The sequence below is a fragment of the Roseisolibacter agri genome, from assembly GCF_030159095.1.
Classification (GTDB): Bacteria; Gemmatimonadota; Gemmatimonadetes; order Gemmatimonadales; family Gemmatimonadaceae; genus Roseisolibacter; species Roseisolibacter agri.
The window spans coordinates 1,076,517-1,097,814 of record NZ_BRXS01000001.1 but is presented as its reverse complement, the minus strand read 5'-3'; the positions used below and the strand labels follow the sequence as shown (position 1 = coordinate 1,097,814).

The 21,298-nt window shown below is 73.1% G+C and carries 11 protein-coding genes; 7 read left to right on the top strand and 4 right to left on the bottom strand.

Annotated features, from left to right (window positions below; all coding sequences use genetic code 11):
- Positions 1-371: 371 nt before the first annotated feature.
- A complete protein-coding gene (gene sov / locus rosag_RS04575; RefSeq protein ID WP_284348860.1) occupies positions 372-6,839 on the bottom strand; it encodes a T9SS outer membrane translocon Sov/SprA in 6,468 nt (2,155 codons plus the stop codon).
- A gap of 145 nt (positions 6,840-6,984) precedes the next feature.
- On the opposite strand from sov, the gene rosag_RS04570 reads away from it, so the two are divergent.
- From rosag_RS04570 to rosag_RS04550, 5 genes are all read left to right on the top strand, one after another.
- On the top strand, positions 6,985-8,895 hold the full coding sequence (locus rosag_RS04570) for an LptF/LptG family permease (RefSeq protein ID WP_284348859.1): 1,911 nt from the start codon (positions 6,985-6,987) through the stop codon (positions 8,893-8,895).
- Positions 8,892-10,061 carry an LptF/LptG family permease gene (locus rosag_RS04565; protein ID WP_284348858.1) on the top strand — a complete coding sequence of 390 codons (1,170 nt, stop codon included), beginning with the start codon at positions 8,892-8,894 and terminating at the stop codon, positions 10,059-10,061. The genes rosag_RS04570 and rosag_RS04565 overlap by 4 nt, the downstream gene beginning before the upstream one ends.
- A 189-nt stretch (positions 10,062-10,250) precedes the next feature.
- Positions 10,251-11,063, top strand: a complete 813-nt coding sequence (locus rosag_RS04560; protein WP_284348857.1) for an MlaE family ABC transporter permease — start codon at positions 10,251-10,253, stop codon at positions 11,061-11,063.
- A gap of 51 nt (positions 11,064-11,114) precedes the next feature.
- Entirely contained in the window at positions 11,115-11,993 is an 879-nt protein-coding gene (locus rosag_RS04555) for an MlaD family protein (protein ID WP_284348856.1), read from the top strand.
- 425 nt (positions 11,994-12,418) lie between these two features.
- Positions 12,419-13,195 carry a MerR family transcriptional regulator gene (locus rosag_RS04550; protein ID WP_284348855.1) on the top strand — a complete coding sequence of 259 codons (777 nt, stop codon included), beginning with the start codon at positions 12,419-12,421 and terminating at the stop codon, positions 13,193-13,195.
- Between the two features lies 1 nt (position 13,196).
- Here rosag_RS04550 and rosag_RS04545 read toward each other — a convergent pair whose 3' ends face one another.
- The 3 genes from rosag_RS04545 to rosag_RS04535 form a co-directional block, all read right to left on the bottom strand.
- Positions 13,197-14,495 carry a glycosyltransferase gene (locus rosag_RS04545; RefSeq protein ID WP_284348854.1) on the bottom strand — a complete coding sequence of 433 codons (1,299 nt, stop codon included), beginning with the start codon at positions 14,493-14,495 and terminating at the stop codon, positions 13,197-13,199.
- A 151-nt stretch (positions 14,496-14,646) separates the two neighbouring features.
- Entirely contained in the window at positions 14,647-17,955 is a 3,309-nt protein-coding gene (locus rosag_RS04540) for a TonB-dependent receptor (protein WP_284348853.1), read from the bottom strand.
- A gap of 380 nt (positions 17,956-18,335) precedes the next feature.
- Complete coding sequence (locus tag rosag_RS04535; RefSeq protein WP_284348852.1) at positions 18,336-19,748, bottom strand: APC family permease; 1,413 nt, start codon at positions 19,746-19,748, stop codon at positions 18,336-18,338.
- A gap of 271 nt (positions 19,749-20,019) precedes the next feature.
- Here rosag_RS04535 and rosag_RS04530 point away from each other — a divergent pair, with 271 nt between their 5' ends.
- Positions 20,020-20,286 carry a hypothetical protein gene (locus rosag_RS04530; RefSeq protein WP_284348851.1) on the top strand — a complete coding sequence of 89 codons (267 nt, stop codon included), beginning with the start codon at positions 20,020-20,022 and terminating at the stop codon, positions 20,284-20,286.
- Positions 20,283-21,293 carry a COX15/CtaA family protein gene (locus tag rosag_RS04525; RefSeq protein ID WP_284348850.1) on the top strand — a complete coding sequence of 337 codons (1,011 nt, stop codon included), beginning with the start codon at positions 20,283-20,285 and terminating at the stop codon, positions 21,291-21,293. Before rosag_RS04530 ends, rosag_RS04525 begins: the two co-directional genes overlap by 4 nt.
- The last annotated feature ends 5 nt before the right edge of the window (positions 21,294-21,298 follow it).

The following is a 21,298-nucleotide window of genomic DNA, read 5'->3' as shown; positions in this document are numbered from 1 at the left end:
GTCGCCAACGCCACCGCCGACTTCGTCATCGCGCGCATGCTGCACTCCGGCCGTCTCCACCGACCACCGCCGCAGCTTCCGCTCCACCGCGATCAACGATTCAACAGAGCCGATGACAGGATGACCAATGCCGTTCGCCGTTCAGGGTCCGGCGCGCCGGTCCCCTGTGGCCTGTGGGAGGGATGCGGATGCTCCGGATGAAGCGGATGCTGCGGATCGCTCCGCACCGGCGCATGGAGCGTTGCCGCCACGCGGAACGATCCGAATGATCCGTTCAGATCCGGAGCATCCGCATCCTCCCCAATAGGCAAAGGGACCGGCGCGCCGACGCGTCCCGCGTTCCACAGCCGCCCCCCGCGGCCCACAGCGCCTCACCGCAGCTGCGCCGCCCCGAAGCTCAGCTGCAGCACCGCGCTGAACACGGTCTGCGAGATGCGCTGGTTCAGGTTGTTGTTGAACGTCGTCACGTGCGTGCCGTTGAGGCTCAGCGTCAGCGTCTCCGCCACGTCGGAGTTCGCGCTGAACGAGAGCGCGCGCCGCCCGTTGTCGGCCTGCACCACGCGCAGCGCCTCGTCGGCGATCACCTGCCCGAACGCGTCGCGCGGCAGCAGCAGCGTCTCCGTGCCGCCGTCCTGCCAGCCGAGTCGCGTGCGGATCGGGCTGCGCAGGTTCCAGCGCGACGGCGGCGTGAAGGCCTTCGTCAGCTCGACGTTCGTCTCGCGCGTCTGCACGTCCGTGCGGCTGCCCGGGACGTCGTCGAAGCGGCGCGTGAGCGCCACGCCGCCGCCCGTCGTGAAGCCGCCGAACGCCTTCCACACCACGCTGCCCGTGATCGGGTAGCTGCGCGACGTCACCGCGCGCGTGTCGAGCGGCGCGCCCGAGTCGGCCGGCGACACCGCGCGCGTGCGCTGCCAGAGCATGCGCGCGTTCGCGCCCACCGTCTCGATCCAGTCGCCCGCGAACGCCGGCCGCCAGTTCCAGCGCAGCGACAGGTCGGGGATCGTGCGCTGCGTGCCGTCGGCCTCCGCCTGCCGGTCGGTCGCCGCGCGCCGCCACCAGCTGCGCGTCCCGCCCGTCTCCATGCGATTGGTGAGCGAGAAGCCGAGCGGGAGACCGACGGTGTGCGCGAGCACGAGGCGCGTCACCGCGCCCGCGGCCGTCGCGTTGCGGCCGCCCGGCGTGCGGAACGCTCCCAGCCCGCCGAAGCCCAGCTGCAGCCCGAGGCTCGGATCGAGCGCCGTCGCGTCCAGGTTGGAGGAGAGCGTGCGCTCGACGCGCACGTCCACCGGCTGCAGCGCACGCCGCATGCGCGCGCGCAGCGTCGGCGTCGCGCCGCGGAGCGCGGTGTCGCGCGCGAGGCGCGGCGTGGAGTCGGGCACCACCGGCGCGATCGGCGGCGCGGGCACCGGCGTCGGCGCGGCGCCGAACAGCGCGCGCCCCAGGTCCACCATCGCGCCGGCGGACGCGACCTGCGTCGTGCCGATGCGGCGCGGCAGCCGCAGCGCGCCCGTCGAGTCGCCGAGCTCCTCGTCCGCGTGCAGCAGCGCGCGCGCGTTCGGGTCGCGCGTCGTCGTGTGGTACGTCGCCACCTCCGCGCGCGGCTGCACCCAGCCGCGCAGCGCCGGCGCGAAGCGCAGCAGCCCCGCCATCGCGCGCTCGCGCTCCAGGCCCACGTCCAGCCCCGCCAGGCGCTCGCGGTCCGCGCGCGCGGCCGCGCTGCGCTCGTTCGCCAGCGAGTCGAGCCCGTCGCCGAACGCCGGGTAGTCGCGCAGGTCGCGCAGCGTGCTCGCGTCCCAGCGCGCGGTGAGCGCGGGCGTCGGCTGGAACTCCACCACCAGCCCGTTCCGCCACACGTGATCGAGCCCGTTCACCACGCGCGCCGTGTCGTCGAACGCCACCACCGGCTTGAGGAACGCCTCCTGCCGGTTGCCCGTGCGCACCAGGTGGCTCGTGAGCTTGAGCGTCGTCGGGGTCCAGCGGAACGCGCCGCCGATCAGCCCCAGCGAGCGCGCCGCCGGCACCAGGTCGTAGTCCGCGCGCAGCGTGAAGCCGTCGCGCTGCGCGCGCTGGAAGGCGCTCCGCGACCCGCCGCTCGTCCACGTGGACGTCAGCGCGAGGTTGTTGAGGAGCGGCGCCCACGGCGTGCCCGTCACCGGCGTCGCGCGCTTGATCGTGAACGCCACGCTCGTCGTCGCGTCGCGCGGCGTGCGCAGCCCCGTCAGGTCCTCGCCGCGCAGGTCGGAGTTCGCGAGGAAGGTCGGCGCCGCGTCGGTCTGCTGGTAGCTCACCGTCAGCGGCATCGCGAAGCCGCGCGCGCCCGGCACGAGCCTGTCGAGCCGCACCGACGCGCCGACGTCGATCGCGTTCGCCGTCGCGAAGGTCGGCGTCTCGCCCAGCTGGCGGAAGTACGGATCGCGCCGCGTCACGTTCACGCGCACGTCGGCCAGGTCGCCCGCCTGCACCGCGAGCCCGAACTCGCCCGCCATCCCCGGCGTGTCCTCGACGTCGCTGAGGCGCAGGTCGTTGACCCACAGCTCCAGCGTGTCGCCCGGCACGATGGGCGAGCCGCCGCGCGCCAGCGTGTCCACGCGCACGAAGCCCACCGCCAGCTCCTGCACGGCCGCGAGGTTGGGCGGCGTGACGTTCGGCTCCACCGTGTAGACGAGGTAGCCGTCCTCGCACGCCGCGTAGCGGTTCACGGCGAAGCCGCGCGGGAGCCCCGAGCGCTCCACGAGGGCGGCGTCCACCCCCGTGCACCGGTACTGCTGCGCGATGCCGCCGCGCAGGTAGGCCTCCTGCACCGCCGCCCGCAGCCGGTAGAAGCGGCCGAAGTCCACGCGCACCTCGGGCAGCCACGACTCGCGCGACGGGCCCGCATTCACCGGCGTGCGGTAGACGTAGAAGTTGTGCTCGTCCCGGCCGAGCTTCACGTACGCGTTCAGCTCCCCGTTCACGCCCCAGCCGGCGCCGTTGCCGCGCATCCACAGCCGGAGCGTCTTGTACGTCATCAGGTTCTTGGCGCCCTCGGGGAAGCGGAAGTACGCCTCCGCGCGCTCGTAGAGCCCGAGCGAGCCGCCCGGCGCGCCGGCCTGCAGCCGCAGCGCGCGCTCGTTCACCTGCACCGCCGTCGCCTCCAGCCCCGTGCGGCGCTCGTCCGTCTCGTCGGTGACGCCCGGCGGGGACTGGTACGGCACGCGTCCCGTCGAGTCCTGCGTCCCCACCACGCCCGCGATCACCCAGCTTCCCTGCGTGCCGAGCGAGTCGCCCGCGATGCCGACGGCGGCGCGGTCGGTGCGGCGCAGCCACGGCGCGCCCACCAGTCGCAGGCGCGCGAGCGCGGTCGTCGTGAACGCGCTGTCGGGCTCCTCGTCGCCGCTCACCATCGTCAGCCGCAGCGACCGCACGCGGCGGATGCTGAAGCCGTCCGTCGAGTCGCTCGGCGCGCGGAAGGGCACGCGCACCAGCACCCAGCAGCGGCGCTCCGCGAGCGCGGCCACCTCGCCGACGGTCGGCGTGACGGTCGCCTGGCACGCGTTCGGGTTCTCGCGCGTGAAGGTGCGGCGGTCGCTCAGGTTCACCACGAAGCGCCGCAGCCGCTCGCCGCCGTCGGCGCTCGCGTCGTCGAGGTTCAGCTGCCCGTCCTGGTCGAGGTCCTCCTCGTCCAGCCGGTTGTTGCGCACCGTGCACGTCGTCAGCGGGTCGCCGATGACGGCGCTGCGCCCCGTCTGCGCGCGGCACACCGCGACGTCGCGCTGCACCGTGCGGGCAGGCGCGGTTCCGGATTCGTCGACCACCACCAGCGTGTCGATGCGGTCGCCCGGGAGGCCGCGGTCGTTGACGCTGGCGTCGAACACGCGCGTCAGCGAATCGCGCTCCGTGTCCAGCCGGTCGAAGCGCTGCAGCCGGCGCCCGCGATACAGCGAGTCCACGCCCGCCGGCACGCCCGGCCCCGCGGCGCGCGGCCGCACGGTCAGCGTCTCGGGCGCGAACGCGACGGTGTTCTCGGACACGTCGCCGAAGTCGAAGACGAGCGTCGGGTTGCGGCCGATGCCCGCGGCGTCGGTGCGCACGAGTGCGTAGAACTCCAGCGCCTCGACGCGCGACAGGTCGGCACCGCCGGGATTGAGCAGCGTGCGGATCGAGCGCCAGCGGCGGCCGGGCGTCGCGTCGGTGCCGCCGAGCGTCCAGCGGAAGCGCGACGCGGGCGACGACGCCGCGCCGCCGACCGGCGTGCCCGCGTCGTCGCGCGCCGGCAGGCCGCCGATGCTCGTCGGGTACAGCGTCAGCCAGAGCAGCGGCTCCGTCGGCGCGAGGCCGCCGGTGCTCAGCCGCACCGAGGGATCGATGTCGGTGATGCGATACTGCAGGAGCGCCGATCCGCCGAGCGGGCGCACGAGGCTCTGCCACGCCAGCGTCGACGCGCGGTCGGTCGTCAGCGGCACGCCGCGCGTCGCGCCGCGCAGCGCGGTCGACATCACCGGGCGGCTCGACAGGTACCACTGCGTCTCGCTGAGCGGCAGCCCGAGGCCGCCGTCCCCCTCGAAGCTCTCGAGGAACGCCTGCCCCGCCGCGTTGGGCACGGGCTTGCTGGCCGCGAACTCCGCGCGCAGCGCGACGCGCGCCGGCGCGACCGTCGTGTCACCGCCGCCGAGCGCGCGCGTCAGCCGGTTCACCGCGCGCGCCAGCAGCGGCGCGTTCCACGCCAGGTCCGCGCGCGCGCCGCCCACCAGCGACCCCACCGGCTCGAAGCCGAGCGGCGGCCGGTTGAACGTCGAGCGCTGCGACTGCGTGATCGCGGTGAGGCTCAGCACGCCCGCGTTCGTCGTCCACTCCGCCGCGCCGCCGACGATGCGCGTGGGCTGCGTGGCGAACAGCGGGTTCTCCTCGAAGCGCACCGTCACCGGCGTCGGCGTCGGGAAGAGGCGCGCCGGATCGGTGAACGTGACGACGCCCAGGTCGTAGTCGATCTCGTAGTCGGTGCCGCGCACCAGCGGGCGGCCGAACGCGGTCAGCCGCTCGGAGCCCGGCCGCAGCTGCACGGAGCCCAGCGCCAGCGTCCCCGGCTCGCCGAGGCCCTCGCCGTCGTAGCGCAGGCGCAGCCGGTACACGCCCTGCGGCCGCTGCGCCGAGTAGAGGAACTCGGCCGGGATCGTGTAGATCGTGTCGTTGGCCGGGTTCGACGCGCCGCGCGCGAGGCCCGCGCGCGCGAACGGCTGCAGCGACGGGAAGACGACGAAGTAGTCGCGGATCAGCTTCGCCGTCAGCCCGCCCGCGCCGCCCGCGGCGTTGACGTTCGGGTCCTGCGGCCGCGGCCAGAGGCGGTTCTCGACGTCGAAGGTCGTGGGGCTCGACGCCTGCGCGAGCCCGAACATCTGCAGGTACGTCGCGCCGAACGTCGCGTCGACGGGCTTCTCCTGGTCGCCGCCCGGGCCCGTGACGATGCGCAGCCCCACCGTCTCGCGCCGCAGCTCCTCGCCGCCCACGCGGTACACGTTGCGCAGCTCGCGGAAGAACGCGCCGTCGCGCGGCGTCAGCTCGGGCTCCCACACCAGGTTCGCGACCTGCGCGGTGTCCTCGCGCAGCTCGGTGTCGGGCGTGCCGCCGGTGGCGACGTACCGCGTGCGCACGCCGTTCACCGTCACCTCGTACGCCACCGCCAGCCGCTCGGCGTTCAGCTGCAGCGGGCGCAGGAGCGCGATCCAGAGCTGCGACGGGTCGACGTAGTAGTCGACGTTCTCGCGCAGCAGCTCGTACGTCTGCGCGCGCGGGTTCTTGGCGCCGCGCACCTGCAGCCGCGGGCCGCGCGGGTTCTGGTTCTGCGCGCCGATCAGCTGCCGGTAGAGGAAGACGCGCGTCGGGCGCAGCGTGTCCGGGAGCTGCGCCGCGAGCCGCGTCATGAGCGGCCGGTTCAGGACGTCGACGTTCGGGTAGCCCGGCAGCAGCCGCGGATCGATCGTGAAGAAGAAGCGGCGCGGCTCGACCTGGAAGTCGTCGAGCGGGCGCTCCGTCGTCTGCACCGAGCGATCGCCGACCGTGAACACGCGGTCGCGCTGCACGGTCCCCTTCTGCTGCGCGGCGATGGCGCGCCACACCATGCTGCCGAGCTGCCCCACGGCCTGCATGCCGTAGTTGTTGCTCGGGATGCCGGCGGTGAGGAAGCGCGACGCGGGCGGCGTGAACGAGACGTTGCCGACCTCCACGCGCCCGAGCTTCGCGCCCGGCTTCCCCTGGTACCAGGCGCTGATCACGTTCGACGCGTCGAACTCGCGCTGCGAGTCGTAGTCCACGTTCAGGTGCAGCCGCTCGGCCACCGCGCCGGCGCTCCGGACGTTGAACTGGAAGTCGAAGTTCGGCTGGAAGGTCGAGCGGCAGCCGAGGGCGACCGCGAACCCCTGCGCGCACCGCGCGTCGCGCGTGCGCTCCATCTTGGACTCCATCCGGCCGACCACGTGCAGGTCGAGGTCGGCGAGCGGGTCCTTCTCGGTCGTGTCGGCGGCGGAACGCTCCGCCCGGCGGGCGCTGTCGCCGGGCAGGCGCAGCGTGTCGGCGGCCGACCGCGGCGCGGCGCCGGGCGCGGCGCTGGAGTCCGTGCGGGCGCCGCGCAGCGAGTCGGCCGGGGCGCGGCGGCGGCCCGCGGTGTCCACGGGCATGCGGACCGTGGGCGGCGCGCCCGCGCGGCGCGCGGAGTCCTGCGGCGCCGGGACGGGCGCGGGACTCGGCGACGGGGCCGCGGGCGTGGGAGAGGGCGCCGTGGGAGGGGCCGGCGCCGGACGGACCTGCGCGGCGGCGGGCGCACCACCCAGCAGGGCGCCGCCGAGCAGGATCCGGAGGAGACGCACCAAACCCGAGGGCGTGGGTACTACGAGGGGACGCGGTCGGGCTTGTGTCGCCCCCCGCGGCCGGTGGAATATACCGGGATGCCCGATCGCGACAACCGCAGCCGAAATTGCGGTGCGTCTTGCGGTTACACGTTCGCCCGACGTCGTGAAGATCACCACCAAGTACGTGCTCCGGGAGCACCTCGGTCCGCTGACGTTCGCGTTGTCGGCGCTGACCTCGCTCCTGCTGCTCAACTACATCTCGCGCAAGTTCGGCGACCTGGTCGGCAAGGGGCTCCCCTGGCGCGTCATCGGGGAGTTCTTCGTGCTGTCCATCCCGTTCACGGTGGCGATGACGCTGCCGATGGCGGTGCTGGTCTCCGTCCTCTACGCGTTCAGCCGGCTGGCGGCCGAGAACGAGGTGACCGCCTTCAAGGCGAGCGGCGTGGCGATGAGCCGGCTGCTCGGCCCCGTGCTGGTGGCGGCCGTCGGGCTGGCGGGGCTGATGGTCTACTTCAACGACCAGGTGCTGCCGCGCGCCAACCACCGGCTCACCGTGCTGACGGGCGACATCGCCCGCACGCGGCCGACGTTCGCGCTGCGCGAGCAGGTGCTGAACGAGGTGACGCCGCAGTTCGTCCTGCGCGCGACGCACGTCTACAACGAGCGCGGCGCGCTCAGGGACGTGACGATCTACGACATGTCGCGCCCGGAGATGCGGACCATCCGCGCGGACAGCGGCCAGCTGGCGATGTCCAAGAACCAGAAGGACATCGAGATGACGCTCTACCACGGCGTCATCGAGAACCTGGGCGAGGGGAAGCCGAACGAGCTGCAGCGCCTGTTCTACCAGACGAACCTGGTGCGCGTGCGCGACGTCGCGAAGTCGTTCACGCAGACCGACAAGAACGGCACCAGCTTCAAGAGCGACCGCGAGATGTCGATCTGCGAGCTGCAGGACGCCTACCTGCGCTCGCGGAAGGAATACCTGATCGCGCGCCTCGAGTTCGACCAGGCGCTCGCCGACTCGCTGCGGCGCAAGCGCCCCGAGGCCGCGCCGCCGGGCAAGGTGTTCCTGGGCCTCGGCCGGCTGTACTGCCAGGCGGTGAAGGGCGTGCGCGGCGCCGTGCAGGAGGTGCTGCCGGTGCGCACGGCGGGCGCCATGGAGGTGCGGCCCGCATCGGTGCCGGCACTGCAGCCGCCCGCGCAGGACACGACGCGCCGTCCCGCCACGCCGTCGCCTGCATCGCCGGCATCGCCGGCGACGACGCCCGCGCCCACGCCGGCGCAGGACACCACGCGCCGCCCCGCGACGCCGACCCCGCAGCCGGCGCCGACCCCGCCGGCCGTCCCGCCGGCCGTCCCGCCGGGCGTTCCCGCGACGGTGCCGCCGGGTGCGCAGCCGTCGCGCGCCGACACGGCGGCGCTGCCGGGTCAGCCCGGGGTGCCGGTCGTCCCCATGGTCCCAGGCCAGCCGGTGCCCGGCCAGCCGGTGCCCGGCCAGCCGGTGCCCGGCCAGCCCGGCGCCGTCCCCGGCGCGACCGTCACCGGCCAGCCGCTGCCGCCCACCCCCACCCAGACGCCCGACAGTGCCGTCTCGGCCGCCGCGAGCGCGGGCTCGATGCTCGCGATCGCCCGCCTGCGCCTGACCGAGACGGCGACGCAGATGAACGGCTACGACATCGAGATCCACAAGAAGTTCGCGCTCGCCGTCGCCTGCATCGTGTTCGTCCTCCTCGGTGCTCCCGTTGCATTGCGCTTCCCGCGCGGCGGCGTGGGGCTGGTGATCGGCATGAGCCTGTTCGTGTTCGCGCTCTACTACTGCTTCCTGATCGCCGGCGAGGAGCTGGCCACGCGCGGCCTGCTCCCCAGCTGGGTGTCGATGTGGGCGGCGAACGTGCTGTTCGGCGCCGTGGGCGTCGTGCTCGCGTGGCGCATGGGCCGCGAGAGCGGCTCGGCGCGCGGCGGCGGGCTCGCGGAGTGGTGGTGGATGCTGCGGCACCGCAAGGAGCTGCGCCGGCAGGCCGAGGCGCGCGCGGCGGTCGCCGGTGCGGCCCGGGCCCAGGGGGCGGCATGAGCGCCGCCGTCCACCCCGCCCCGGTGCGCACGCCGGCCGTCGGCTCCACGGCGGCGGCCCGTCCGGTGGGCGCCAAGCGCCGGATGCGGCTCGGCAGCGCGCTCGATCGCTACGTGTTCGTCGAGTTCATGAAGGTCTTCACGGTCACGGCGCTCGGCTTCCCGCTGCTGCTGTTCGTGATCGACCTCGTCGACAACCTCAACAAGTACCTCGGCCGCAAGATCCCGCGCGCCGACCTGCTGCTCAGCTACGTCTACTGGCTGCCCGAGCAGATGTTCTTGGTGCTGCCGGCGGCGGTGCTGTTCGCGACCGTGTTCACCGTCGGTGCCGTCACGCGGCACTCCGAGATCACGGCGGCCAAGGCGTCGGGGATCAGCTTCTACCGCTTCATCCTCCCCATCGTCTGGGGCGCCATGATCGCGACCTGCGTCGGCATGGCGCTCGGCGAGCTGTCGCCCGACGCCAACGCGGTGCGCATGCGCCTCCTCAAGGAGCGCGAGGACCCGATGGGCGTCGCGCGCGCCAACTTCGCCTACGCCGCGGAGGGCGGACGCGTCTACCAGGCGCAGCTCCTCCTGGTGGACTCGGGGCAGCTGGTGAAGCCCCAGCTGGAGCGGAAGGGGAACGGCGCCGAGTACCCGGGCGTGCTGGCCGCGGCGAACGACGCCCGCTACCGCGCGGGCCAGGGGTGGATGCTGCGCAAGGGCGCGATCCACCTGATGCCGGGCGACACGGTGGTGCACGCGTTCCAGTTCGACTCGGTCCTCGACCGCCGCATGAACGAGCGCCCCCGCGACCTGCTGTCGTCCGCCAAGGCGCCGGCCGACATGGACTTCCGCGAGCTGGGCGCGTTCATCCAGGCGATGGAGCGCTCGGGCGTGGACGTCGGGAAGCTGCGCGTGGAGCGCATGCTGAAGATCGCGATCCCGGTCACCTGCGTGATCATCCTGCTCTTCGGCGCCCCGCTGGCCACCAGCACGCAGCGCGGTGGCACGGCGTACGGCGTGGGCCTGAGCCTCGGGACGACGATCATCTTCCTCGTGCTCATCCAGCTGACCCGCGCCATCGGCGGGAAGGGGCTGATCCAGCCCGAGCTCGCGGCGTGGATCCCCTCGGCGCTGTTCGGCGTGGTGGGCGGAATCTTGCTCCTGCGGGTCAAGACGTGAGGTGTCGAACCCGCGGAGGACGATGGAGCGGAGAACGGTGAGGCGGAGGACGGAAGGGCGCGAAACGAAGAAGCGGACCTCTCGGCTTGAAGCGTCAAGCGCGAAGGGTCCGCCTCACCGTTTCACGCCCCTCCGTCCTCCGCTTCATCGTCCTCCGCCCTTCCGTCCTTCGCCGTTAGTTTAGGGCTCGTGTCCACCACCCTGGCCCCCGTCCCCCGCTGGGCGATCCTCACCCGCACCTCGCGCACGGCGCGCGGGCTGCTGCGGGCCTTCGGCGAGCGCGCGTACTTCGGGCGCGACGTCGGGCGCGCGCTCGCGCATCCGTCCACGTGGTGGGCCGAGGCTGTGCGGCAGATGCGCGGCATCGGCGTCGACTCGCTGCCGCTCGTGCTCATCGTCGCCGGCTTCCTGGGCGGCGTCACGGCGTTCCAGTCGTACTACCAGCTGTTCGCCGGCGTGCAGCTGTCGGTGCTCGGCCTCCTGGTCCGCGGCAGCATCGTGCTGGAGCTCGGGCCCCTCATGACGGCCATCGTGCTGTGCGGCCGCGTGGGCGCGCGCATGACCGCGGAGATCGGGACGATGCGCGTCACCGAGCAGATCGACGCGCTCGAGACGCTGGCCTACGATCCCGTCGGCTACCTCGCGACGCCGCGGCTGGTGGCCGCGCTGATCATGTTCCCGGTGCTCGTGCTGATCGCGAACTTCACCGCGATCACGGTCGCCTGGCTCACGCTGCTGGCGGCGACGCCGGTCACGTCGACGGACTACGTGGCCGGGCTGCGGCTCGCGTTCGTGCCGTTCCAGGTGATCTACGGGTTGATCAAGGCGTTCTTCTTCGGCGGCGCGGTGGCGTTCGTCTGCTCGTACGAGGGCTACGTCACCGGCGCCGGCGCCGAGGGCGTCGGCCGCTCCACGGCGCGCGCGGTGGTCGTCGCGTCGATGTCGATCCTCGTGCTGGACGCGATCATCGCGGCCGCGCTCGCGCAGTACGTCAGCGCCTGATGCGGCGCCTCATGCGCCGCCGCGGCCCGCTGCTCTCCAACTGATGCGCTCATGAAGCGTCGCAATGAGATCCTCGTCGGCGGCCTGCTGCTCGTGTCGCTCGCCATCGGCATCCTCGGCACGATCTGGCTGGTGCGCGGCGGCTTCCGCTCGGGCTACCCGCTGTACTCCATCTTCAGGTGGGGCACCAACCTGAAGGTGGGCCAGGCGGTGCGCCTCGCGGGCGTGCAGGTGGGCTACGTCGAGGACGTGCAGCTGCGCGACGACGGGACGCTCGTGCTGAAGATGGCCATCGAGGAGGGCCGCAAGATCCCGCGCAACGCGCGCTCGGTGGTGCAGGCGGTCGGCATCTTCGGCGACGCGGAGGTGGCGCTCCTGGGCACGCCGGACCCGCGCTCCTACGTGGCCGGCGACACGGTGCCCGCGGGAGCGGCGGCGCCCGGCATCCCCGAGCTGACGGCCAAGGGCGACAGCGTGGCGACGATCGCGGTCAACCTGTCCAAGCAGCTGCAGGCGCAGCTCGTGGACAGCGGGGGCCTGGGCGACATGCGGCAGACGATCGCCCGCACGAACGCGCTCGTCGCGCAGCTGGCGGTCATCGCCGCCGAGCAGTCGCGCCAGCTCTCGGCCACGCAGCGCACGGTGCGTCGCTCCCTGAGCGCCGTCGACTCGGCCACGGTCGACTCCACGCTGCGGAGCGTGCGCGCCACCGCCGCCAACGCGGCCGCGCTCTCCGACTCGCTGCGCCTGACGGTGGCACAGCTCAACGGGACCATCGGCGACCTGCGCGGCGGCAGCGGCACGGCCGGCAAGCTGCTGACGGACACGCTGCTCTACTCCGACGTGCGGCGGCTCGTGACGCGGCTCGACTCGCTGACGCTCGAGTTCAAGAAGAACCCGCGGCGGTTCATCAACCTGGAGATCTTCTAGGGCAGCGGGCTGCGGATCCGAACCGCAAACCGCTCTGACAGGATGACAGGATGACCAGGAGGCTCCGTGCGGCGCGACGTGAGATGCGCCGGTGCGGAGCCTCTTCTTCATCGTGTCAGCTCTTGCATGTTGTTCCGGTACGCCGGACTCCTCTTGCCTATTGGTTGCCTATTGGGGGGGATGCGGATGCTTCGGATGCGAACGGATCCTTCGGATCGTCCCGCGTGGCCGCGACGTCCCATCCGCCGGGCCGGAGCGATCCGTTCGATCCGTTCCAATCCGCAGAATCCGCATCCCTCCAACAGGCCAACAGGTCCGGCGCGCCGACGCGTCCCGAGGCCCGATCCGCAGCCCGCAGTCCGCAGCCCTCTTGCACCTCACGTAGCGTCAGGTCCTATCCTGGCCCCGTGGCCACGACGATCCCCATGACCGCAGAGCGTACCGGAGGCGACGCATCGCCGCTGAAGGTCGGCGAGCTCGCCCGCCGCACCGGCGTCTCGGTGCGCGCGCTGCACCACTACGACGCGATCGGGTTGCTGCGGCCCTCGCTGCGCACGCCGTCCGGGCACCGGCTCTACGGCCGGCCGGACGTCGAGCGGCTGCAGCAGATCCAGTCGCTGCGGGCCATGGGGATCTCGCTGGACGAGGTGGGGCGCCTGCTCGACGGCGGCGCGGCCCTCACCCCGCGGCGCGTGCTCGCGCTGCACGCGGAGCGCGCCCGGCGCGAGGCCGGGCGCCAGGCCAGGCTCGCCGAGCGGCTCACCCGGCTCGGCGCCGACATGGACGCGGCGCGCATCGTCTCGCTGGACGAGCTGTGCCGCCTGATCGAGGAGATCACGCGCATGGACCAGTACTTCACCCCCGAGCAGCTGGACGTCCTCCGCGAGCGGCGCGAGCGCGCGGGCCCGGAGCGCATGCAGGCCGTGCAGGCCGAGTGGGCGGAGATCATCCCCGCCGTGCAGGCCGCCATGGACCGCGGCGCCGACCCGGGCTCGCCCGAGGTCATCGCGCTCGCGCGGCGCTGGACCGCGCTGACGCACGAGTTCACCGGCGGCGATCCGCAGATGGAAGCCTCGGTGCGGGCGCTCTACGCGCGCGAGGGCGACACGCTCCGGCAGCGCCACGGCGCCGTCCCCACGCCGGCGATGTTCCCGCACATCGCGCGCGCCGTCGCCGCCGACGCGGAGCGTCGGGGCACGTGACTCATGGGGCGCCGCCGGCCCGCGCGGCCGGCGGCTCCTCGCCGCGCAGCAGCGCCTCGATCGCGTCGCAGGCGGTCGCGACGCCGTCCTCCGTGCGCACCTGCGCGGCCACCTGCGCGGCACGCGCCGCGTAGCCCGGATCGTCCAGCAGCGCGCGCAGGGCGGTGGCCACCCGCGCCGCGCGGTAGCGCCACGGATGGACCGTGCGCGCGACGCCCAGCCGCGTCACGCGATACGCATTGTCGGGCTGGTCGTGCGCGAACGGCACCGCGAGCATCGGCCGCCCCGCGCGGAGCCCCTGCCCCAGCGTGCCGATGCCGCACTGCTGCACCACCGCGGCCGCGCGCGGGAAGAGCTGCGAGTGCGGCGCGGCGGCGATCGCGATCGCGTCGTCCGCGTTCGCGCTCGCGAACTCGGCGAGCCGCTCGCGGCCGACCATCAGCACCGCGCGCAGCCCCGCGCGCCGTGCGGCCGCCAGGCTCTCCGGGAAGAAGTCGCCCGACGCCAGCACCGCCGACGTGCCGAGCGTGAAGACGACCGGCGGCGGGCCCGCATCGAGGAACGCCTCCAGCGCCGGCGACAGCGCCGTGCCGTGCGCCGCGTCGTAGAGCAGCTGGCCGGTGACCACGACGTGCGCCGGCCAGTCGGGCTGCGGCGCGCCCAGCACGCGCGAGAAGAGCGCGAGCACCAGCGCCGGTGCGTGCTGTCCCTCGAAGAACGGATGCGCGCCGCGCGGAAGCCCGAGGCGCGCGCGCAGCCGATCGAGCGGCGCCGTCCAGCCGCGCGTGGCGAGGCGCGACGCGCCGATGATCGCGCGGCCCACCCACGGCCCGAGGGCTTCCAGCTGCTTGAGCCACGGCGCGGGCGGCAGCACCGGCACGTCGTGCGCCGACCAGAACGACAGCGGCGCGAGCACCGTCGACGCCCAGCGGAGCCGGCGCGACTCGGCCACCACGGGCGCGGCGAAGGTCGCCGGGTGGCTCACCAGCAGGTCCGCGCCGTCCGCGGCCGCGTCGAGCTCCGCGAACGCGCCCTCGACCGCCGGCAGCAGCAGCTCGCGCAGCAGCACCTCGCTGCCGCGGCGGCGGTCCATGATGCGGCGCACGAGCGCCGTGTCGGTGGGATCGAACTCGGGGCCGACGGCATGGGACGCGATCCCCGCCGCCGCCGCGACGTCGCGGTAGAAGGCGGGCGCCGCGAGCACCGGCGCGTGGCCGCGGGCGCGCAGCCCGCGCGCGAGCGCCAGCGCGGGATCGACGTCGCCGTGCGAGCCCCAGGTGTTGAGGACGATGCGTGCCATGCGGGTGCCAGGATCGCGGTGCGGTTCGCGATACGGTACGCGGCGCGCGTGCCGGACGCGACACGCCCCCGGAAGCGCGAGGCTCCCGGGGGCGTGCCGTTCGTCAGCGAGGCTCCTGCCGTGCCGCGCCCGTGGACGCGGCCGGTCGGACTCAGAAGCTGTAGCGGATCGACAGCTGCATGCGGTAGTTCGACGACGCGTTGCGCGCGTTGAACGCCGTGTACGTCGGGCTGAACGTGTAGATGCCGTCCGCCGTCGTCGACTGCGTCTGGCCCGTCGGCAGGCGGTTGCCGACGTGGGTCAGCACGACCGTCGCGGAGCAGATCTGGCCGCAGGTCGAGCCCTGGTCGGAGAACGCCTGCTCGCCCCAGTCCTTGTTGAGCAGGTTCGTGAAGTTGATGATGTCCCAGCGGAACTGGAGGTTCTTGAACCGCTCGCCACCGAACTTGCCGAGCGACTGCGCGACCGAGACGTCGACCTGGTTGACCCACGGGTTGCGGCAGGCATTGCGGGTCAGGATCGTGCCGCGCGCCTCGTTGAGGCACTCGTTCTCCGAGATGAACTTCTCGAAGGCCTGCGCCTGCTGCTGCGCGGTGGCCTGCTGCGCCGCCGTGCCGTTGTAGCCCTGGAACAGGATCTCGTTCGCGTCCGTCGCGTTGCGCGGGACGTAGATCAGATCGTTCTGCGTCTGGCCGTCGGCGTTCAGGTCGCCGAAGGTGCTCGACGAGCCGTACACGTAGTCGAACGGCGCGCCCGAGTTGCCCGTGTAGATGAGCGACAGGTCCGTCGCCGTCTTGAAGCGGTACGTGCCCGTGGCGACGATGCGGTGCGGCTGGTCGTACTTCGACTTCGTCACCGTCTTGTCGAGCAGGTTGCCGCTGACGCTGCGCTGGTAGCGGTAGTTCGAGCCGGCGGTGCTGCTCGTGACCGAGACGACGTCACGCGCCTGCTGGTACGTGTAGGCGAGCGAGCCCTCCCACGCGTCCGCGAACGTCTTCTGCAGCTGCGCGGTCGTGCTCCACGTGTAGTCGCCCGACGAGTTGGTCACGTCGAGGACCTGCGTGCGGTTGCCCGTCGTGCGCGGCGTCGAGCCCGTGGCCGACAGCGTGCCGTACATCGTGCGGCCGCGCGCGTCCGTCCCCTGCGGGCCGACGAGGGCGAGGTTCTGGTAGAACGCGTTGTCCTGCGAGCGCGAGTACAGCCCCTCGATCGTCGCGATCAGGTTCCCCGGCAGGCGGCGGTCGTAGCCGAGCGTCGCCTTGAGGTACTTCGGGTACTTGAAGTTCGGGTCGATCGAGTTGATCGCGGCGCCCGACGCCGGGCCGCTGATCGCCGCGCCCGGCACGACCTGGCCGTTCGTGCGCGTGAACGGGGCGCACGACGTCGGCGGGTTGTCGATCGCCGCCTGGTTGAACTGCGGGACGAGCAGCGACGACGTCGCCGTCGCGTTGGGCGTCACGCCCGTGCAGGTGAGCTGCGAGAAGCCGCTCAGGCCCGTCGCGCCGAACGCGTTCGAGAGGTACACGAACGGCACCGCGCCCGAGAACGAGCCGACGCCGCCGCGCAGCTGGTTGCGCTGGTCACCCGTCACGTCCCAGTTGAAGCCGAAGCGCGGCGAGATCTGCGCCTGCGACGGCACGCTGCTGGTGTGGCGGCCGTACTGCTGGAAGACGATGTCGTTCTCCGGCGGGAGCGTGCCGAAGTCCGGCTTGTCCCAGCGCACGCCGAAGTTGAGCGTCAGCGTCGGCGTCGCCGTCCACGTGTCCTGCGCGTAGAGCGAGTACGTCGCCGCCTTCACCGTCGCGATCCCGTTGTTCGGATCCGTCGGCGCGGGCGCGGCGATCTGGTAGCGCGACGCGACGCCGTTCTGCAGGTCGGTCAGCGAGTTGAACTCCCACAGGCCGAGCCGGTTCGACGCGAACAGGTTGACCGACTTGTAGAAGACGTTCTTCGTGCCGAGCGTGACCGAGTGCGAGCCGACGGGGATCGTGAAGTTGTCGGTGATCTCGAACGTGTTCTGGTCGAGGGAGTTGCCCTGCGACGGCGCGTCGGTGCCGAACACCAGGCCCGCGGTGCCCGTCGGGTTGTCGGTGCGCGGGATGCCGCGGACGGTGATCTGCGGGAAGGTCACCGGGACCGTGCGGAAGTCCTCGGTCGTCGAGCGGTTCACGAGCAGCTCGTTGTACATGCCGTTCGTGAAGTTCGTCAGGAGCTGCCCGACCGTGCTGTTCGTGCGCGTGCTGAACTTGTAGCTGTTGGACGTCAGCGTGAAGAACGGCACCGCCGCCGTCGGCTGGCTGCGGCTGAACGTCACGTTGTCCGCGCCCGCGTAGTTGTGGCGCAGCACCAGGCGGGTGTTCCACGGCAGGTTCGCGTCGAACCGGACGAACGCGTTGCGGTTCGGGTTCTCGCGGATGACCGGGTCGCCCGTGCCCGCGCCGGTGAAGCCGTAGCGCGAGGAGAGGATCTGGTTCAGCTGGTCGATCGAGGCCTGCGAGACGTACGCGTCGGACGCGCCGATGCTCGGGCCGGTCGCCGGCTGCTCGAGGCGCTGCTGCTCGTAGCTGACGAAGAAGAACGCCTTGTCCTTCCAGAGCGGGCCGCCGAGCGTGCCGCCGAACTGCTGCTGCGTGTAGTCGTTCAGGTACGGCTGCGAGCGCGTGAGCTTCTGGTCGCGCGTGTAGCCGTAGATGCTGCCGTGGAACTCGTTGGTGCCGCTCTTCGTGACCGCGTTGATGAGCAGGCCGCCGAAGTTGCCCTGGCGCACGTCGAACGGCGACAGCAGCACCTGGTACTCCTTCACGGCGTCGAGCGGGATCGACTTCGCGTTCGCCTGCGCGCCCGGCTGGCCGGTCGTGCCGAGGCCGAACATGTCGCCCGACTGCGCGCCGTCGATCTGGATCGCGTTCTGGCGCAGGTTCACGCCGCCGCCCGACAGGTAGCCGGTCGTGGTCGAGACCTGCGGGACGAGCTGGACGAAGTCCTGGAAGTTCCGGTTCAGCGTCGGCAGGCGGCGCAGCGCGGAGTCGGAGATCGTCGTGCTGGTGCCGGTCTTCGAGGTCGAGATCACGGCGTCGTTCGACACGGTGACGGTGACCGCCGACAGCTGCGTGGCCTGCGTCTGCAGCGTGAAGTTCACCGGCGTCGTCTGGCCGAGCGTCACGCGCACCGGCGCGATCGTCTGCGGCGCGAAGCCGATGCGGCGCGCGGTGACGCGGTAGTTCGTCCCGACCTCGAGGCCCTGCACGACGTAGCGGCCGTCGTTGCGGGTCACCGCCCCCGTCGTCACGCCCGTCGACGGGTTGACGATCTGGACCTGAACGCCCTCGAGCGCGTTGCCCTCGGGCCCGACCGCACGACCGCCGATCGAGCCGGTCGTGACCTGGGCCTGCACGACCGTCCCGCTGGCGAGCACGGCAATCGCCGCGATCGGCACGGGCATCCAACGATTAAAGCGCATGTTGTGCGTCCGAAGTGAGGAGTGATGCCGCCGACGGCGTTCGGAGCGATGCGTCGCTGCAGCGCGTGACGCTGCAACACCCGGCCCGGCGGACGCTCCGCGAGTCGTGGACACGGCCACGAGCCGAGGAACTTCGGGTGCGACGCCCCAGGGAGGTGGGAACGGCTGGCGGGGCCCGCACCGGTTTCACGCGCCCCAAAGCTAGCCGGGCTCGCGCGTGGGGGTCAACGCGACCCCGTCACCGGGCGGTCACGGGCTCGAGCTGGTCCCCACGCCGCAAGTGGACCCCGGGAGCGTGCGGCCGGTCACGGCGCGCGGCCGGTCCGTCCCGCGGACGGGGTCACCCGGGCGATCATTCCCGGCGTGCTCCCCCGGGCCGCTCAGCGCCCCCGGCGGCCGACCGTCAGGTAGTAGAGCGGGACGCCCAGCAGCACCATCCCCAGCGTCCCCGCCGTCGCCCACCGGCTGGCCGGATCGAGGAGGGCGTTCCCCAGCAGGTACAGCGAGGCCGCGATGAAGAGCAGCGGCACGATTGGGTAGAGCGGCACCCGGAAGGGCGGCTGGTAGCCGGCCTGCTTCCGGAGGCGGAAGATCGCCGCCACGCCCAGGGCGTAGAACGGCACGATCGCCGTCACGAAGGCGTCGGCCAGCTGCTCGAACGTCCGCAGCATCACGAACGCCACGCCCAGCCCCGCCGTCATGAGGATGGCGACGTACGGGCTCTGGAAGCGCGGGTGCACCCGCGCCACCGGCTCGAAGAAGAGCCGGTCGTCGGCCATCGCGAAGAAGATGCGCGGCCCCGTCAGCAGCGTCCCGTTCAGCGTCCCGAAGGTCGAGAGCATCACCGTGACCGCCACGAACACCACGCCCGGCGCCCCGATCAGCCGCTGCGCCACGTCCGCCGCCACCAGCCGCGACGCCCGGATCTCGTCGATCGACATGACCGCGAGGTAGGCGACGTTGGCCAGCAGGTAGATCGCGATCACCAGCACCGTGCCGATGATGAGCGCCCGCGGCAGCGTGCGGCGCGGGTCCTTCACCTCGCCGGCCACGAAGCTGAGGTCCGCCCACCCGTCGAACGCCCACAGCGCGCTCACCAGCGCCAGCCCGAACGCCCCGACGGCGAAGCTGCCCGGCGGGTTGGCGGGGGTGAAGTTCGCCCCGCCCGTCTGCGGCAGCCCGATCGCCAGCGCCAGCAGGATGATGAAGAGCAGCCCGCCGTACTTGGCGATGGTGGTGATGTTCTGCACCAGCGAGCCGGTCTTCGCGCCCCGGTAGTTGAACACGGAGGTGACGATGATCGCCCCCGCCGCGACCCAGTGCACCCAGTCGTCGTACGGCGCCCGCGACGGGTCGTAGCCGAGCACCCGCAGCGCGTACTCGGCGAACGTCGTCGAGATCGCGCCGAGCGAGGCGGCGCGGATCACGGAGAGCTCGGCCCATCCGAAGAGGAAGGCCGGCAGTCGGCCCCACCCGTCGCGGATGAAGACGTAGATCCCGCCCGTCTCGGGGCGGCCGCTCGCGATCTCGGCCAGCGTCAGCGCGCCGCAGAGCGCGAACAGCCCGCCCACGATCCAGACCGAGAACATCGGCAGCGGGCCGGGGAGGCGCTCCGCGATCCCGGCGGGCGATCGGAAGATCCCCGAGCCGATGGTCGAGCCGATGAGCACCGCGACGGCGCTCCAGAGGCCGATCTGGCGCGGGAGCGTGCTCCGGGAGCCGGGCGTGCGGCCGGAGTCGGCGTCGACGACGGGCGCGGCGACGTCGCCGGCTGGCGAGCGGATTGCGGACATGGCGCCAACGGTAACGCGCGGACCACGCGGCGGTCAGTGGGCGCAGGGGCCGCGGGCGCCCCGTGAACCGAATCCGCACCCGCCGCGCATCCTGCGGCCGGCCAAGCAGTTGCCGGCCGGCGGCGCCGGCACGCGGGGGTCCCCCGCCGCTTGAAGTCGCCGCCCCGCGCGGCGACCTTTCACGGGCTCGACTCCGACTTCTTCTGTCCCAGTTCGCGGCCGCCCGCCGGGCGCCTGCCCGGTGCGAGCCGGCCGCGTGGATGGCATCGATATGAGCCCGAACGTCGCCGACGCGGTCTTCTGGATCGCCGTCGTCGCCTGCGCCGTCGCCCAGGTCGCGATCACGCGCTCGGTCCTGGTGGCCCGCCAGCCCGAGCTCCCCGCCGGCGCGCGCGTGGCCCCGGCCCGCCGCCCCGCCGAGCTGGCGTGGGCGCTCCTGCCCGCCCTCGCGGTCGCCGGCGTGCTGGTGCTGACGTGGCGCACGATGCACCCCGCCGCCGCCGCGGCGACGCCCGCCGTCGCCGAGGTGCGCGCGTGAGCCCCGCCGCCACCCGCGAGGCCGTGGCGGTGCGCCGCGCCGCCGTCGTCGCGCTGTTCGTCGCCTTCGTGCACGTCGTCTTCGGCGCCATCGTCCGCATCTCGGGCTCCGGCATGGGGTGCAAGGACCGCTGGCCGCGCTGCGCCGATCCGCGCACGGGCCAGGAGTACTGGTTCCCGCCGCTCGACCTCCCGATCCTCGTCATCGAGTGGACGCACCGCCTGCTCGCCTCGGTGCTGATCGTCGCGGTGGGCGTGCTCGTCACGCTCGCCTGGCGTCGCCGCGCGCGCGTGGGCGGCGCGGGCGGCGCGCTGCGCGCCTCGCTGCTCTCGCTCGGCCTCGTGCTCTTCGCGGCGGGCTTCGGCGCGGTGACGGTGTTCACCGTCAACCCGCCCTGGGCCACGGTGGTGCACAAGCTCATCGCCGCATCGCTTCTGGCCACGCTGGCCGCGACCGCGGTGCGCGCCGGGGGCCTCGGCGCCGCGCAGGCGACGCCCGGCAGCGGGACGCCGAAGGCCGCGCGCGGCGCGGCGGTGGCCGCCACGCTGGCGATCGTCGTCGTGACGATGGGCGCCTTCACCGCCAAGATCCCGGACGCCGCGGTCGCGTGCGCGGGCTTCCCGCTCTGCGGCGACGGCTCGCTGGGCGGCGGGCCGCAGCACGTGCAGCTGACGCACCGCGTGCTCGCCTACCTGCTCGTGCTGCACCTGATCGGCCTCCCGTTCGCCTTCCGCAAGCGCGGCGAGGCGCTCACGGTGCGCCGCCTGGCCGCGATCGCCGCGGCCCTCGGCCTGCTGCAGGTCGCGTGGGCCGCGTGGATGGTGCTCGGCGGCTTCCCGTCGCACGTGCGCTCGCTGCACCAGGCGACCGGCATCGCGATCTGGCTCGCGACGTTCACGATGGCGTACGTGGCGCGGCGCGCCGCCGACCGCCGCGCCCCGCGTGCGGCGACGAGCCCCTCGACGCTCGACGCTCCACGCGCGACGCTCCTGGAGCCCGCCCGATGACCGGC

Coding starts and splice junctions, on each gene's coding strand:
- rosag_RS04540 (WP_284348853.1), bottom strand. CDS start 17,955: ATGCGCTTTAATCGTTGGATGCCCGTGCCGATCGCGGCGATTGCCGTG.
- rosag_RS04565 (WP_284348858.1), top strand. CDS start 8,892: ATGAGCGCCGCCGTCCACCCCGCCCCGGTGCGCACGCCGGCCGTCGGC.
- rosag_RS04545 (WP_284348854.1), bottom strand. CDS start 14,495: ATGGCACGCATCGTCCTCAACACCTGGGGCTCGCACGGCGACGTCGAT.
- rosag_RS04550 (WP_284348855.1), top strand. CDS start 12,419: ATGACCGCAGAGCGTACCGGAGGCGACGCATCGCCGCTGAAGGTCGGC.
- rosag_RS04555 (WP_284348856.1), top strand. CDS start 11,115: ATGAAGCGTCGCAATGAGATCCTCGTCGGCGGCCTGCTGCTCGTGTCG.
- rosag_RS04530 (WP_284348851.1), top strand. CDS start 20,020: ATGAGCCCGAACGTCGCCGACGCGGTCTTCTGGATCGCCGTCGTCGCC.
- rosag_RS04535 (WP_284348852.1), bottom strand. CDS start 19,748: ATGTCCGCAATCCGCTCGCCAGCCGGCGACGTCGCCGCGCCCGTCGTC.